The organism is Ruegeria sp. D3 (assembly GCF_056534465.1).
This window is the reverse complement of the sequence record NZ_JBQFPK010000008.1, coordinates 25,851-41,622: the sequence shown is the minus strand read 5'-3', so window position 1 is coordinate 41,622 and position 15,772 is coordinate 25,851. Positions and strand designations below refer to the sequence as shown.

General features: G+C 58.5%; 14 protein-coding genes. 11 read left to right on the top strand and 3 right to left on the bottom strand.

The genetic code is table 11. The features are described from left to right. Genes ACR0DX_RS12795 through ACR0DX_RS12785 form a run of 3 tightly spaced genes read left to right on the top strand, consistent with a single transcriptional unit; the run spans position 1 to position 3,776 of the window. The gene (locus ACR0DX_RS12795; RefSeq protein ID WP_170355324.1) at positions 1-1,095 is read left to right on the top strand and encodes a microcin C ABC transporter permease YejB; all 1,095 of its coding nucleotides are present in this window, start codon (positions 1-3) and stop codon (positions 1,093-1,095) included. Beyond that, positions 1,096-2,202: an ABC transporter permease gene (locus tag ACR0DX_RS12790; protein WP_170355323.1), complete on the top strand. Its 1,107-nt coding sequence runs from the start codon at positions 1,096-1,098 to the stop codon at positions 2,200-2,202. Next, positions 2,199-3,776 carry an ABC transporter ATP-binding protein gene (locus tag ACR0DX_RS12785; protein WP_480846346.1) on the top strand — a complete coding sequence of 526 codons (1,578 nt, stop codon included), beginning with the start codon at positions 2,199-2,201 and terminating at the stop codon, positions 3,774-3,776. The genes ACR0DX_RS12790 and ACR0DX_RS12785 overlap by 4 nt, the downstream gene beginning before the upstream one ends. 18 nt (positions 3,777-3,794) lie before the next feature. Here ACR0DX_RS12785 and ACR0DX_RS12780 read toward each other — a convergent pair whose 3' ends face one another. Both ACR0DX_RS12780 and hemN read right to left on the bottom strand, forming a co-directional pair. Beyond that, positions 3,795-5,723 carry an elongation factor G gene (locus tag ACR0DX_RS12780; protein ID WP_170355321.1) on the bottom strand — a complete coding sequence of 643 codons (1,929 nt, stop codon included), beginning with the start codon at positions 5,721-5,723 and terminating at the stop codon, positions 3,795-3,797. 204 nt (positions 5,724-5,927) lie between these two features. Then, entirely contained in the window at positions 5,928-7,283 is a 1,356-nt protein-coding gene (hemN, locus tag ACR0DX_RS12775) for an oxygen-independent coproporphyrinogen III oxidase (protein WP_170355320.1), read from the bottom strand. Positions 7,284-7,344: 61 nt separating this feature from the next. On the opposite strand from hemN, the gene fnrL reads away from it, so the two are divergent. Beyond that, positions 7,345-8,082 carry a transcriptional regulator FnrL gene (fnrL, locus tag ACR0DX_RS12770; RefSeq protein WP_170355319.1) on the top strand — a complete coding sequence of 246 codons (738 nt, stop codon included), beginning with the start codon at positions 7,345-7,347 and terminating at the stop codon, positions 8,080-8,082. Positions 8,083-8,088: 6 nt separating this feature from the next. Here the strand turns inward: fnrL and ACR0DX_RS12765 are convergent, their stop codons facing one another. Then, entirely contained in the window at positions 8,089-8,928 is an 840-nt protein-coding gene (locus ACR0DX_RS12765; protein WP_170724530.1) for a universal stress protein, read from the bottom strand. Between the two features lie 193 nt (positions 8,929-9,121). On the opposite strand from ACR0DX_RS12765, the gene ccoN reads away from it, so the two are divergent. The 7 genes from ccoN to ACR0DX_RS12730 all read left to right on the top strand — a co-directional run bounded on the left by ccoN (position 9,122) and on the right by ACR0DX_RS12730 (position 15,762). Next, positions 9,122-10,729: a cytochrome-c oxidase, cbb3-type subunit I gene (gene ccoN / locus ACR0DX_RS12760; RefSeq protein WP_170355317.1), complete on the top strand. Its 1,608-nt coding sequence runs from the start codon at positions 9,122-9,124 to the stop codon at positions 10,727-10,729. Between the two features lie 14 nt (positions 10,730-10,743). Next, positions 10,744-11,472, top strand: a complete 729-nt coding sequence (gene ccoO / locus ACR0DX_RS12755; RefSeq protein ID WP_170355316.1) for a cytochrome-c oxidase, cbb3-type subunit II — start codon at positions 10,744-10,746, stop codon at positions 11,470-11,472. A 10-nt stretch (positions 11,473-11,482) separates the two neighbouring features. Next, positions 11,483-11,668, top strand: coding sequence for a cbb3-type cytochrome c oxidase subunit 3 (locus tag ACR0DX_RS12750; protein WP_170355315.1), 186 nt, complete (start codon positions 11,483-11,485; stop codon positions 11,666-11,668). Next, entirely contained in the window at positions 11,665-12,528 is an 864-nt protein-coding gene (gene ccoP, locus ACR0DX_RS12745) for a cytochrome-c oxidase, cbb3-type subunit III (protein WP_170355314.1), read from the top strand. The genes ACR0DX_RS12750 and ccoP overlap by 4 nt, the downstream gene beginning before the upstream one ends. 369 nt (positions 12,529-12,897) lie before the next feature. Further along, positions 12,898-13,773, top strand: a complete 876-nt coding sequence (locus ACR0DX_RS12740) for a LysR family transcriptional regulator (protein ID WP_170355313.1) — start codon at positions 12,898-12,900, stop codon at positions 13,771-13,773. Between the two features lie 101 nt (positions 13,774-13,874). Further along, positions 13,875-15,302, top strand: coding sequence for a cytochrome c oxidase accessory protein CcoG (gene ccoG, locus ACR0DX_RS12735; RefSeq protein WP_170355312.1), 1,428 nt, complete (start codon positions 13,875-13,877; stop codon positions 15,300-15,302). Between the two features lies 1 nt (position 15,303). Next, positions 15,304-15,762 (top strand): FixH family protein, encoded by a 459-nt coding sequence (locus ACR0DX_RS12730; RefSeq protein WP_170355311.1) that lies wholly within the window; start codon positions 15,304-15,306, stop codon positions 15,760-15,762. The last annotated feature ends 10 nt before the right edge of the window (positions 15,763-15,772 follow it).

Here is a 15,772-nt window from a genome sequence, read left to right as displayed (position 1 = left end):
ATGGGCGCCTATATTCTAAGACGCCTGCTGCTGGTTATTCCGACCCTTCTGGGCATCATGATTGTCAATTTCACGCTGGTTCAGTTCGTGCCCGGTGGACCGATCGAACAGATCATTGCTCAAATCGAAGGGCAGGGTGACGTCTTTGCCGGTTTTGCAGGCAGTGGTGACGCCGGAGCGGCCTCTGAACCCGCCGGAGGGGCCTTTGACGACAAATACGTCGGCGCCCGCGGCCTTCCGCCTGAATTCATCGCCGAGCTTGAGAAAGAGTTTGGGTTCGACAAACCGCCGGTCGAGCGGTTTCTGACTATGATGGGCAACTACCTGACATTAGATTTTGGCGAGAGCTATTTCCGGTCGATCAGTGTGATCGATCTGGTGTTGGAAAAGATGCCTGTGTCGATCTCGCTGGGTCTTTGGTCGACCCTGATTGCCTATCTGGTCTCGATCCCGCTGGGCATTCGCAAGGCCGTCAAGGACGGATCGCGGTTTGATACCGTGACCAGCGGGGCGATTATTGTTGCCTATGCCATACCCGGTTTCCTGTTCGCGATCCTGTTGTTGGTACTTTTTGCAGGTGGGTCCTACTGGCAGATATTCCCGCTGCGGGGGCTGACCTCGGACAATTGGGACAGCCTTAGCCTGTTCGGAAAGATTACGGACTATTTCTGGCACATCGCTTTGCCGATCATAGCCCTTACGATTTCGGCTTTTGCGACGCTGACGCTGCTGACCAAGAACTCGTTTCTGGACGAGATCAAAAAGCAATACGTCATGACCGCCCGCGCCAAGGGACTGAGCGAGCGGAAGGTGCTGTATGGCCATGTTTTCCGCAACGCGATGCTAATCGTGATCGCCGGTTTTCCAGCCGTGTTCATCGGTGTGTTCTTTGGTGGCTCGATCATTATCGAGACGATCTTCTCGCTGGATGGTCTGGGCAGACTTGGTTTTGAGGCCGCCGTGGCACGCGATTATCCGGTGATCTTTGGCACCTTGTTTATCTTTGGCCTGATGGGGCTGGTTGTGGGCATCATCAGTGACCTGATGTATGTGCTGGTCGACCCGCGCATCGACTTTGAAAAGCGCGAGGGGTAAATGGCTCTTTCTCCGCTCAATCAGCGCCGCTGGCGCAACTTCCGCCGCAATGGCAGGGCCTTCTGGTCACTGATCATCTTTTCGATCCTGTTCGGCCTGTCGCTGTTTGCCGAGTTCATCGCCAATGACAAGCCGATCCTTTTGAAGTACCGGGGCGAATTCTACACGCCGATCTTCAATTTCTACGCCGAAACGGAGTTCGGAGGAGATTTCCAGACCGAGGCGATCTATCGCGACCCCGAGGTCATGTGCCTGATCGACAGCGGCGGGATTGAAGACTGTTTCGACGACCCCGAAGGCATCATCGAACAGATCGAGGCCGGCACCTATGAAGCTGACGGGTTCGAACGCGGCTGGGCAATCTGGCCGCTGATCCCCTATTCCTTCAACACCAGCGTGGATCGTGCAGGTGCCGCGCCGCTGCCGCCCAATGGGCAGAACCTGCTGGGCACCGATGATACCAAGCGCGATGTGCTGGCGCGGGTGATTTATGGTTTCCGTTTGTCCATTCTGTTCACGCTAATGGTAACTGGCGCTGCCAGCATTGTCGGTATCTTTGCGGGGGCCATTCAGGGCTTCTTTGGCGGTTGGCTGGACCTGATATTTCAGCGTGTGATTGAGATCTGGTCAGCGACGCCCTCGCTCTATGTCATCATCATCATGTTTGCGGTGTTGGGGCGAAGTTTCTGGCTGCTGGTGATCCTGATGATCCTGTTCAGTTGGACGGGCTTGGTCGGTGTCGTCCGGGCTGAATTCCTGCGGGCGCGAAACTTGGAATACGTGCGCGCCGCACGGGCGCTGGGCGTGGGCAACATGACGATCATGTTCCGTCATATGCTGCCCAATGCCATGGTGGCGACGCTGACCTTCATGCCGTTCATCGTGACGGGTACAATTGGCGGTCTGGCCTCGCTGGATTTCCTTGGCTTCGGCCTGCCGTCCTCGGCCCCATCACTGGGCGAGCTGACCTTGCAGGCGAAACAGAACCTGCAGGCCCCGTGGTTGGCCTTTACCGCGTTTTTCACCTTTGCCATCATGCTTTCGCTTTTGGTCTTCATCTTCGAAGGCGTCCGCGATGCGTTTGATCCCAGAAAGACCTTCTCATGAGCCTTTTGGATGTGAACAACCTGAAGGTCTCGTTCAAGCAGGACGGTCAGGTTTCGGCGGCGGTCAAGGGCGTGTCCTTTACCGTTGATCGTGGGGAAACCGTGGCTTTGGTGGGCGAATCCGGGTCGGGCAAATCGGTGACAGCGCTGTCCACGGTGTCGTTGCTGGGCGACAGTGCGATCGTTGAAGGTTCGGTCAAGTATGACGGCGATGAAATGATCGGAGCGTCAGAGGGCAAGTTGATGGATGTTCGTGGAAACGACATCAGCTTTATCTTCCAAGAGCCGATGACCTCGCTGAACCCGTTGCATACGATTCAGAAACAGATGGCGGAATCGCTGGCGCTGCATCAGGGCGTTACTGGGGATGCTGCACGAGACCGGGTTGTGGAACTGCTGACCAAGGTGGGCATCCGTGATCCGCGTGACCGGCTGGACAGCTATCCGCATCAGTTGTCAGGCGGACAGCGGCAACGTGTGATGATCGCCATGGCGCTGGCCAACAAGCCCGATATTCTGATCGCGGATGAACCCACAACGGCTCTGGACGTGACCATTCAGGCGCAAATCCTTGAACTGCTGGCCGAGCTGCAGAAATCCGAAGACATGGGGATGCTGTTCATCACCCATGACCTTGGCATCGTGCGCCGCATAGCCGACCGGGTCTGCGTGATGAAAGACGGTGAGATTGTCGAGACCGGCGTCACGACCGAGATTTTTGACAACCCCCAACACCCCTATACGCGCAAACTGCTGGGCGCCGAGCCCTCGGGCCAGCCTGATCCGGTGGCGTCGGATGCCGAAGAGGTTGCACGGACAGATCACCTGAAGGTCTGGTTCCCGATCCAGCGCGGATTTCTGAAACGCACCGTTGGGCATGTGAAGGCGGTTAATGACGCCACGCTCAGGGTACGCGCGGGTGAGACGCTGGGGATCGTCGGCGAAAGCGGCTCGGGTAAGACGACGCTGGCGCTGGCGATCATGCGGCTGATCGCGTCCGAGGGCGGGATTACTTTCCGCGATCAAGATGTGCGCCGCTGGTCCACGCGGGAATTGCGACGGCTGCGCAAGGATATGCAGATCGTGTTTCAAGACCCGTTTGGCAGCCTCAGCCCTCGGATGACCTGTATGCAGATCATTGCCGAGGGGCTGGCCATTCATAAGGTCGACCCGCACCGCGCGCCGCGTGATCTGGTGGCCGAGGTGATGACCGAAGTGGGCCTCGACCCCGCCGCAATGGACCGATATCCCCACGAATTCTCAGGCGGGCAGCGTCAACGGATCGCCATCGCGCGCGCCATGGTGCTGCGGCCCAAGCTGTTGGTTCTAGACGAACCGACCAGCGCGCTGGACATGACGGTTCAAGTTCAGATCGTTGATCTGTTGCGCGATCTGCAGCGGAAATACGGGCTGGCCTATCTGTTCATCAGCCACGACCTGAAGGTCGTACGCGCCATGTCCCACAACGTGATCGTCATGCGCAACGGCGATGTGGTCGAGATGGGCACGGCTAAGGATTTGTTCGAGAACGCGCAGACGGACTATACCCGCGAGCTGATTGCGGCGGCGGGCTGATCCCAGCCCGCTCCTTGTTTACGCGCTGGCTTTCTCCTTGGCGGCCGGTTTTGGCACCGGGCCGCGCAGTTCCTCATAGTGATCAAAGCTCAGCTTGACCCAGCCGGTGCCGCGCGTGGCGCTGGCCAGGGTGCGGTGCAGATCATCCTGCGCTACGGCGGGAAGCTGGGCATTGAATATTTCCCAACCCGAGGCGTTTGGATTGCCCTCAAACCCAAGAACTTGCCCCTGTAGTGAACTGATTGTGGGCACCAGATCTCCCACGAAATCCGAGGGCAAGTGAATCTCCGCACTCAGGATCGGTTGCAGCACCACGGGCTTGGCTTGGGGCAGCGCCTCGCGGACTGCGTTCTTGCCTGCCGTGCGGAAGGCATAATCGGAACTGTCGACGTTGTGGTGCTTGCCATCGCTCAGCGTGACTTTTACATCAACCACGGGAAAGCCTTCGGGCCCCTGTTCCAGCGCGTCTTTGGCCCCATGTTCGACCGAGGGGATATAGTTGCGCGGGACCGCGCCGCCTTTGACCACCTCTTCGAACTGGAACCCCGCCCCGCGTGGCATTGGCGCGACTGAGATCACCACGTCGGCAAACTGCCCTGCGCCGCCCGATTGCTTGCGGTGACGGTGGCGATGTTCGACGGGTGCGCGGATCGTCTCGCGATAGGCTGTTTCGACGGTGTCGGTGGCGATCTCGATCCCGAAATCCTCGGCCAGCTTCGCCGTCACGCGGCGCATATGCTGCGGACCTTGCGAACCTAGAACGGCGTGGCCGCTCAGGTCGTCTTGTCCCAGATGCAGGCCGGGGTCGATCTCGACCAGACGCGAGAGGGCGTTGGACAGGCGCACGTCGTCGCGCTCATGCGCGGGTGAGACGACCTGACGGTGCCCCGCCGGGTGCGACGAGGCCCATTCGGGCAGCGGTGTCGCGCCTTTGCTGTCATAGATATTGCCGGGGTTCAGGTGATCGGATTTCACCGCCAGTCCGATCTGCCCGGCGGGCAGGTCCGCGATCTGGGTCTTGGCGTCCAGCGTGGTCAGATTGCCGACGGTTTCACCGCCCAATGCCTCATGCGCTTTGACGCCGTCACCTAGGCCCCGCAGGACGACGATCTTGCCGATATGCTTTTTCACATCCGCAAATCCTGCGATGGCGCGGGCGTTCTCGGCAGCCTCGTCCCGGTCGGCAGCGATGTCGAACTCGGGGGCCTCATGCCGTAGGGCTTTCATCAGGCGGGTCAGTCCGTTGCCATGGCTGGCCGCGCCCAGACAGGCCGGGATCAGTTGGTGGTTCTGCAGGACCTGCGCGGCCAGATCGTAAATCTCACCGCTGGGGGGCTGTTTGTCTTCGATCAATTGTTCCAGCAGGTGATCGTCGAAATCCGACAGCGTTTCCAGCAGTTCAGTGCGGGCCTCTTGCTCGCGATCCTCAACCGATTGCGGCAGTTCGATCAGGGCCGAGGGCTGGCCCTCTTGGTATTTCCACGCCCGTTCAGAAATCAGATCGACCGCACCAACAATCGTGTCACCTTCGCGGATTGGCACCTGTCGCAAGGCGATGTGATGGGTGCAATAGGTCTGCAGCGCCGAGATGATGTCGCGGATGCGGCCACTGGGGCTGTCCATGCGGTTGATGAACAGGAAACAGGGGATACCGGCCTCTTCCACCAAACGCAAATAGGGCGCACACAGGACGGCCGCGTTGGGATCAGGTGGAACGACCACGACTGCTGCGTCCGAGATCGCCATGGCTGGCCCAACATAGGCCAGGTTATCGCCGCCCCCGTCGACGTCGATGGCGCACCAGGGTTCATCCAGGTAAGAAAAACCGTGCAAATGCACGGTCCCGGACACGTCGAATGTGGTGGGCCGCCCGTCGAGGCGGCTGATGGCCTCGACCAGAGTGGTTTTGCCCGATTGGCTGGGGCCGAGGACGGTGAAAACGCGCATGGGTGCTGTCCCTCTTTCAGGTTGCAGATATACCTGCACGAAAAGGGCTGTCCGGCGCGGTTGCGTCGGTAAAAGCTGTCTGCGAATTCGCCTGCCTCGGGGTGCGATTGCACCCCCTGAGTGTGGAGAAAACCAGAGGCCTGCGTCAAGCCCCTGTGCGGGTTGGGGGTCGGCAGGCCGTGAACCCGGCCCGCCGGAAAGAGGTCAGATCGCCGAGCTGTGGCCTGCCTTGCTCAGGTCATAGGCGTCAAAGCTGCGGGCGATCATGCGGGTTAGGGCGCGGGCCTCTTGCGGGATGTAAAGGCCATCCTCGGTGATGCGCAGCAGCCCGTCAAAGGCGACATTGGCATCCGCGTACATGCCCTGCAATTCGGCGACAGTGATGTCATGGTCACGCAGAATCTCGGCCGTGTTGATCTGAAAATCGCACATCAACGCCTCGATCAAGCGCGAGCGCAGTACGTCCTGACCTTTGAACAGGTGTCCGCGCGAGGTTGAGAATCGCCCCTCTCGGATGGCCTTGGTATGAGCCGACGTGGCGGGCGCGTTCTGCGCATAGCCCTGCGGAAAGCGCGAGATCGAGCTGGCCCCGATACCAATCAGAACCTCGGCCTGATCGTCGGTATAGCCCTGGAAATTGCGCTTGAGCTTACCGGCGTTCAACGCGCGGGTCAGGCCGTCTTCCTGCGTGGCGAAGTGGTCGATACCGATCTCGGCGTAATTGTCCCACATGAACAGACGGCGGGCGGTATCGAACAGATCCAGACGCTGTTCCGGAGTAGGCAGCGCGTCCGAGGGGATCATCTGCTGCCGTTTTGCCATCCACGGCACATGCGCATAGCCGTACAGCGCCACGCGATCGGGGTTGAGCGACAGCAGTTTTTGCACGCTTTCCGTCATCCGGGTCTTGGTCTGATGCGGCAGACCATAGAGGATATCGGCGTTCAAGCTGGTGATGCCGCGTTCGCGTATCATGTCCACGGCCTTGCGCGTGGTGTCATAGCTTTGGATGCGGCCGATGGTCCTCTGTATCTCGTCGTCGAAATCCTGCACCCCGATTGAGGCGCGGTTCATCCCGGCCTCGGCCAAGGCATCCAAACGTGCCTCGTCAATCTCGTTGGGGTCGATCTCGACCGAGAATTCGGCATTCGGCCCCAAAGGCACCACGTCCAGAATTCGCGCCGCCAGTTCGCGCATCAGATCCGCGTTCAGCAAGGTCGGTGTACCGCCGCCCCAATGCAGGCGAGACAGGGTCACGCCCTGGGGCAAGCGCGCAGCCAGCAGGTCCAGCTCGGCTTTGAGGACATCCACATAGGCGATGACCGGATTGTCCGTTTGGGTGCCTTGCGTCCGGCATGCGCAGAACCAGCATAGCCTGCGGCAGAACGGAACGTGGATATACAACGAGATCTCGCTTCCGGGTGTGATGCCGGAAATCCAGTCTCCAAAAAGCTCTGACCCTACGTCATTGCTGAAGTGGGGGGCGGTGGGATAGCTTGTGTAACGCGGGACTTTCGCGTCAAATAGTCCAAGCCGTGCCAGTTGTGGTTTTACTATCATAACGGTACGGTTAGAGGACGCCACGAACAGATGCTTTGATAGAGATCAAGTGGAAGCGCGCATGACACCCACATTCAAGATCGACCATACGAACTGTGCAGACTGCCCGATCCGACATCGGGCCGTGTGTGCCCATTGTGATGCCGATGAGCTGGAAGAGCTTGAAAGCATTAAGTATTACCGCAGTTTCGAGGCCGGTCAGACTGTTATATGGTCCGGCGATCAGATGAATTTTGTTGGCTCGGTCGTGTCGGGGATTGCGTCTTTGACGCAGACGATGGAAGACGGGCGCACTCAGATGGTCGGACTGTTGCTGCCAAGCGATTTCGTCGGGCGCCCGGGGCGCGAATCGGCGCCTTACGATGTGCAGGCGACCACAGATGTTGTCATGTGTTGCTTCCGGAAAAAGCCTTTCGAAGAACTGATGAACACCACGCCGCACATCGCGCATCGGTTGCTGCAGATGACGCTTGACGAACTGGACGCGGCCCGCGAATGGATGCTGGTGCTGGGGCGCAAGACCGCGCGCGAGAAGATCGCGAGCCTGCTGTCGATCATCGCGCGCCGCGATGCCTCAATCAACCAAAAAGGGGGGCCCATCGTCTTCGACCTGCCGCTGACCCGCGAGGCGATGGCCGATTACCTTGGCCTGACGCTGGAAACGGTCAGCCGTCAGATCTCGGCGCTCAAAAAAGATGAGGTCATCCTGTTGGAAGGCAAGCGCCACGTGACGATCCCCGATATGGGCCGCCTTATGGAAGAGGCGGGTGACGACTCGGATGGTGGCTTTCTGGTCTGACGCCTTTCAGTGCGCCAGAAAGACCGGAACCGAGGATTGTTCCAACATGTTGCGAGTTGCGCCGCCAAGAATGGCTTCGCGGAAGCGCGAGTGGCCGTAAGCCCCCATGACGATCATGTCAGCCTGAGTATCCACAGCGTGACGGTTCAGGATATCTGATACCCGTGGCATGGTTTTGCTGAGAACATCGATTTCACACTTGACCCCATGGCGCGATAGCATCTGTGACAGCATCCCGCCGGGGTCCGAACGATCCGGGCCATGCCGAGGCGGGTCAATTACAACGATACGCACTTGGGTTGCCGCAATAAGGAAAGGCAAAGCCCGGCGAATGGCGCGCATGGCCTCGACACTTTCATTCCAGCCGATCAAAATGGTGCCGGGCTTGCTGAAGATTTTAGCCGAGTCCGGAACAATTAACACAGGGGTGTGCCCTTCGAACATCGCGGCTTCGACAATGGGTTCCGCTTCGACGCCGCGGTTTTCACCGTAGGGCTGCGGCAAAACGACAAGGTCGGAAAACCGGGCGCGATGCGCAACATGTCGCCCCAAATCGGCGATTTGCGCAACACCGGATTCGGCAGACCATCGCACTCCTGACTTGGTAAAGAAGTCTTTTGCGAATGCCAGAATCTCTTCGGCTTCAGCATTGGCCCGGTTTAGGGTTTCTTGAAGAATCAAAGCGTTAGCGCCCGCATAGTAATACCCTGTCTGGCTGCGGTCGACGCCAAGACACAGTGCTTCAGCATGCGCGTCCTGAGCCCCAGCCAGCGCCACGACCTGTGCAAGTGCCGAGTCAGATTGCGTGGTTTCTGTCATAACAGTGAGGAGAGATTTGTAAGCCATGTTGACCTCGTGCTTACGGGCCGGTTCCCTGCGATGTTCCAGCCCATTCGTTTCCTCAGCATTGTCATAGTATGCGGAGCTCTGTCTTGACACAGATCAAAGCAGTTTGAGCAGCTGTCGTAGAAAACAGCAGCCAGTCAAATGGGTCTCGCGACACCAAAGAATCGCGCGGGGCATGGCAAAGGGACGCAATATGTCAAATTATATCAAGCTGATCGTGCTTGGTGTGATTGCGGTATTCGCCGCGATCGCAACCAATTATGCACGCGATTTGGCGTATCAGGTGCATGCAATTCTGGTGATGTTTATCGCCGGCGGTTTGTTCATCTGGACGCTGAGAAACACGGATGAGCCAGAGACTTTCGTGGATCATTCCGGTGAGTACATGGATGGGGTGATCCGCTATGGCGTGATCGCAACCGCCTTTTGGGGGGTGATCGGTTTCGTCGCAGGAACCTTTATCGCGTTCCAGTTGGCCTTTCCGGCGCTGAACTTTGAATGGGCGCAGGGTTATCTGAACTTTGGCCGTTTGCGTCCGCTGCACACCTCGGCAGTGATTTTTGCATTTGGTGGTAACGCACTGATTGCGACCTCATTCTACGTGGTGCAACGCACCAGCGCCGCGCGCTTGTGGGGTGGCAATCTGGCGTGGTTCGTGTTCTGGGGCTATCAGCTGTTCATCGTTCTGGCTGCAACCGGCTATGTTCTGGGTGGCACGCAATCCAAAGAATATGCCGAACCCGAATGGTATGTTGACCTGTGGCTGACCATCGTCTGGGTCGCCTATCTGGCCGTGTATCTGGGCACCGTGATCAAGCGGAAAGAGCCGCATATCTACGTGGCCAACTGGTTCTACCTGGCCTTTATCGTGACCGTGGCAATGCTGCACGTGGTGAACAACATCACCATCCCGGTCAGCATCTGGGGTTCGAAATCGGTCATCGTCTGGTCAGGCGTGCAAGACGCCATGATCCAGTGGTGGTACGGCCACAACGCTGTGGGCTTCTTCCTGACTGCAGGTTTCCTGGGCATGATGTATTACTTCATCCCGAAACAGGCCGAGCGTCCGGTTTTCAGTTACAAGCTGTCGATCATCCACTTCTGGGCACTGATCTTCCTGTATATCTGGGCCGGTCCGCACCACCTGCACTATACCGCGCTGCCGGATTGGGCTTCGACGCTGGGCATGGTGTTCTCGGTCGTGCTGTGGATGCCGTCCTGGGGTGGTATGATCAACGGTCTGATGACGCTCTCGGGCGCATGGGACAAGCTGCGCACCGATCCAGTGATCCGTATGATGGTAATCTCGGTCGGCTTCTACGGTATGTCCACGTTTGAGGGTCCGATGATGTCGATCCGCGCTGTGAACTCGCTGTCTCACTACACCGACTGGACCATTGGTCACGTGCACTCGGGCGCGCTGGGCTGGAACGGCATGATCACCTTTGGTGCGCTGTACTTCCTGGTTCCCGTCCTGTGGAAGCGCGAGCGTCTGTATTCACTGCAGATGGTCAGCTGGCACTTCTGGCTCGCCACGATCGGCATCGTTCTGTACGCCGCGTCGATGTGGGTCACTGGTATCATGGAAGGCCTGATGTGGCGCGAAGTGGATGCCAACGGCTTCCTGGTGAACTCGTTCGCTGACACCGTGGCTGCTAAGTTCCCGATGTATGTGGTGCGTGCTCTGGGTGGCGTGATGTTCGTCGCTGGTGCCGTGATCATGTGCTACAACCTGTGGATGACTGTGCGGAAAGCGCCGGCCAAAGAGGCCAGCCTGTCCGTGGCGGTCCCGGCTGAATAAGGAGGGCCGGAGCAATGGCAATTCTCGACAAACATAAGATCCTCGAGACCAACGCGACCCTCTTGCTGGTATTCAGCTTTTTGGTCGTGACCATCGGTGGCATCGTGCAGATCACCCCGCTGTTCTATCTTGAGAACACCATCGAGAAGGTGGAGGGCATGCGCCCTTACACCCCTCTCGAAATGGCAGGGCGTGAAATCTACATTCGCGAAGGCTGCTATGTCTGCCACAGCCAGATGATCCGCCCCATGCGGGACGAGGTCGAACGCTATGGCCACTACTCATTGGCGGCTGAATCGATGTATGATCACCCGTTCCAGTGGGGCTCCAAGCGGACCGGTCCTGATCTGGCCCGTGTGGGAGGCCGCTATTCGGACCAGTGGCATGTGGACCACCTGCGTGATCCGCAGTCGGTTGTTCCAGAATCGGTGATGCCGAAATACGGCTTCCTCGAAAACCGCAAGCTGGACGGCAAGTATATCGGTGACATCATGCAGGCGAACGCCGTTGTCGGCACGCCTTACACCGAAGACATGCTGGCCAATGCCGAGGCTGACTTCCGCGCGCAGGCCGATCCCGACAGCGACTATGACGGGCTGCTTGAGCGCTATGGCGACAAGGTCAGCGTGCGCAACTTCGACGGTCAGCCAGAACTGACCGAAGCGGATGCGTTGGTGGCTTATCTTCAGATGCTGGGCACGCTGGTCGATTTCTCGACCTTCACCCCGGACGCAAGCCGCTAAGGAGGGCGTTATGGAAGAATACACACTCCTCAGACAGTTCGCGGATAGCTGGATGCTGCTGCTGTTGTTCACTTTCTTCATTGGCATCGTGGTGTGGGTTTTCCGCCCTGGTTCCAGCAAGGAATACAACGACACCGCCAACATCCCCTTCCGGCATCAAGACAAACCCGCCGAATCCAAGGAGGCGCGGCCATGAGCAAGACACCTGATAAACAGCCGGGAGATCCGAATACCACGGGTCACAGCTGGGACGGTATCGAAGAATTCGACAATCCGATGCCTCGCTGGTGGCTGTGGACTTTTTACGCCTGTATCTTCTGGGGCGTGATCTACACCATCGTGTATCCGGCATGGCCGCTGGTTCAATCGGCAACCGCTGGTGTTGTTGGCTGGTCCTCGCGCGGGGAAGTGCAGCAGGATATCGTGTCCTTCGAAGAAGCCAACGCGCCTTGGAATGCGCGGCTGGTGGAAACGCCGCTTGAGGAAATCTCGGCGGACGCCGAATTGCAGCAATACGCTGTGAATTCGGGTGGTGCCGTATTCCGCACCTGGTGTGCGCAGTGCCACGGCTCGGGCGCGCAGGGGGCCACCGGCTTCCCGAACCTTCTGGATGACGCCTGGCTTTGGGGCGGTTCGCTTGAGGATATCGAATATACCGTTGCCTATGGTATCCGGAATGAAGAAAGCGACGATGCGCGCTATTCCGAGATGCCGGCCTTTGGCGAGCTTCTGGAAAAGGATGAGATCACTCAGGTCGTTCAATATGTGATGTCCCTGACGAACGCCCAGTCGGATGACGCAGCGGCTGAAGCCGGTAAGGTTGTCTTCGAAGACAATTGCGCAGCCTGCCACGGCGAAGACGGCAAAGGCGATGTCTTCCAGGGCGCGCCGAACCTGACCGACGCGATTTGGTTGTACGGTGGCAGTGAAGAGGCTTTGACCGAGACGGTCACCTACAGCCGCTTCGGCGTTATGCCTCCGTGGGAAAACCGCCTGACTCAGGCGCAGATCCGCGCCGTGACCGCTTATGTCCACCAGCTGGGTGGTGGTCAGTAAGGCGAAAAGAATACCTCCGGACGGTTCGCCGTCCGAAGGTTGAAGCACCGGCTGTTCCATCTGTTCGCGCGTTTCCAGAACAGCCGGTGCTGACTTTTTAGACTACCGACGAAAAAAGGTGTGGTCTAGACTCACCTTTTCGCGCGCATCGCTTTTTTGTTTCCACCAATGCGCGTCCGGCAACCAATTCTGACGGTGTTGCTTTTCTTGCTGATTGCGGTCCACGCTTTGGGTCGCGGTCATGAAACTGCGCGCTAGGATCGAAAGCATTTTTGCACTCCTTTGCTGTTTGTAGCTTATTTGAGGATTGCCCTGTGGGCCCGAAAATGCGACTCAATTACCTTGTCAGTGTGTAAGTAAGGCTTACAGATGGATTGGATGAAGATGCCGCCCCTTGCGGCGCTCAGGGCTTTTTCTGCCTTTGCGGAAACGGGCAATGTGGTGCAGGCGGGTTCGATGTTGAATGTCAGCCACGCTGCAATCAGCCAGCAGCTGCGGGCGTTGGAAAAGCACTTAGGTACCAGCCTTCTGGACCGGTCGGGCAAGTCGATGGTTCTAACACCCGAGGGTGAGCATCTGGCCCAAGCTTTACACCTTGGGTTTCGTGCCATTGGCGCGGCAGTGACCGATCTGGTGCAATCGGGCCTTGATCGACCGGTTCATGTTTCTCTAACCCCGTCTTTCGCTGCATCGTGGTTGATGCCAAGGCTGCCGGCTTTTCAGGCGGAACATCCGGATATTGATTTGGCGTTGGACCCTACCCCAAAGCTTGTGATTCTCGGGCCCGGTGGGGTGGATGTGGCTCTCCGTTATGGAGCGGGAGGTTGGCCCGGAGTGACATCCGAGCTTTTACTGCCAAGCCCGATTACCATAGTGGCCGCGCCTTCATTGCTGGGGTACAAGACGGACTGGACTGCTGCCGAGTTAAGTCAGCTGCCTTGGCTGGAAGAGTTCGGGACCACTGAAGCAACGACATGGCTTGCTGGACAAGGAGTAGAGCACGGCCCCCGTGCCGGGCGAATTGCATTGCCCGGAAACCTGCTGCTTGACGGGCTCCGCGCGGGTCAGGGCGTCACGGTGACGGCGCGGCATTTTGTCGAATCCGATATCGCCGACGGACGGCTGGTCGAACTGTTCTGCCAGCCGGGCAACAGCGGATATCATATTGTAACCACTGAAAACTCTATGCGTCCGGCCGTCAGAACCTTCGTGTCCTGGCTGCGGCGGCAATCCGGTCGCATGTGACAAAAGGTGTCTGCACGATGCGCTTTTGACCCATGTCAAAGAGCTTATCTGTGTGATCTGGGACAAGACACAAAAAATAAAGCCAAATCTGGAGCCAGCTCGTGAGCGATTCCGACCCCGCCCCCAGCCTATATGCTGCAAGGGAGCCTATTTTCCCCCGTCGTGTATCCGGCCCGTTCAGAAATCTGAAATGGATCATCCTCGCGGTTACTCTGGGGATCTACTACGTCACTCCGTGGATCAGATGGGACCGTGGCCCCAGCCTGCCGGATCAGGCGGTGCTGCTGGATCTGGCAAACCGCCGGTTCTATTTCTTCTGGATTGAGATCTGGCCGCACGAGTTCTATTTCGTGGCCGGTCTGTTGATCATGGCCGGTTTGGGCCTTTTCCTTTTCACCTCGGCTTTAGGGCGCGTGTGGTGCGGTTATGCCTGTCCACAGACGGTGTGGACCGACCTCTACATTCTGGTCGAACGCTGGATCGAAGGCGACCGCAACGCGCGTCTGCGTCTGCACCGGCAGGAAAAGATGGATTTGCGCAAGGCGCGTCTGCGAGTCACGAAGTGGGCGGTTTGGCTCCTGATTGGTCTCGCGACCGGCGGGGCATGGGTGTTTTACTTTGCCGATGCGCCCACATTGCTGCGCGATCTGGTGACTGGGAATGCGCATCCCGTGGCCTATACGACCGTGTTGATTCTGACCGGCACCACCTTTTTGTTTGGCGGCTTCGCGCGCGAACAGATTTGTATCTATGCCTGCCCGTGGCCGCGCATTCAGGCCGCAATGATGGACGAGGATACTCTGGTCGTGGGCTACCGCGAATGGCGGGGCGAGCCGCGCGGCAAAGGCAAGCGCACGGCGGATTCCGAGCTTGGCGATTGCATCGACTGTATGGCCTGCGTCAATGTCTGCCCGGTGGGGATCGACATCCGTGATGGCCAGCAGTTGGAATGCATCACCTGCGCGCTTTGCATTGACGCCTGTGACGACATGATGGCCAAGATCGGCAAACCGCGCGGTCTGATCGATTATATGGCGCTGAGCGACGAGACCCGCGAACGCGCTGGTCAGCCGCCCAAGAACATCTGGAAGCACATTCTGCGCCCGCGAACCATCATGTATACGGCCATGTGGTCGGCGGTGGGCTTTGCGCTGCTGTTCGCGTTGTTCATCCGCTCGGAAATCGACCTGACCGTCGCGCCTGTGCGGAACCCGACCTTTGTGACCCTGTCTGACGGGACGATCCGCAACACCTACGACGTGCGGCTGCGCAATAAGCATGGCGAGGATCGCTTGTTCAAATTGTCGCTGACCGGCGATCCGGCCATGCGGATCGTGATTGAGGGTACGAATCTTGATACAGTGAACGTCACAGCCGATACTGCCCAGCTTGAGCGCGTCTATATCGTTGCGCGTAAAGAGACTGGTCCAGCGGCAGAGGATGTGACGCCTGTGCGCATTTGGGTCGAAGACCTGCAAAGCGGTGAGCGCGCCTATAAAGACACGACCTTCAACGGACGAGGGCAGTAAGATGGCAGAACGTCAATTCACCGGAAAACACGCGCTGGCCGTGTTTGTTGGGGCCTTCAGCGTGATCATCGCCGTCAATCTGGTGCTGGCCTACAGTGCTGTGAAGACCTTTCCGGGGCTTGAGGTTAAAAACTCCTACGTAGCCAGTCAGGAGTTCAACGAACGCCTGCAGGAACAGCAGGCTCTGGGTTGGGAAATTCGGGCAGAGGTTTCCGGCGGTTTGTTGATCCTGCATATCACCGACAAGACAGGTGCGCCGGTTCAGGTGGCCGAGCTGCAGGCCGTTGTGGGTCGGGCTACTCATGTCAAAGAGGATTTCGCTCCCGATTTCACCTTTGACGGCATCGCCTATGCAACGCCCGCGTCGCTGGGCAAGGGCAACTGGAACATTCGTCTGGTTGCCAAAGACCATAGCGGAGCGGAATTCGCGCAGCGCGTACCGCTCTATGTGAAGGGGTAGGGGACTGTGG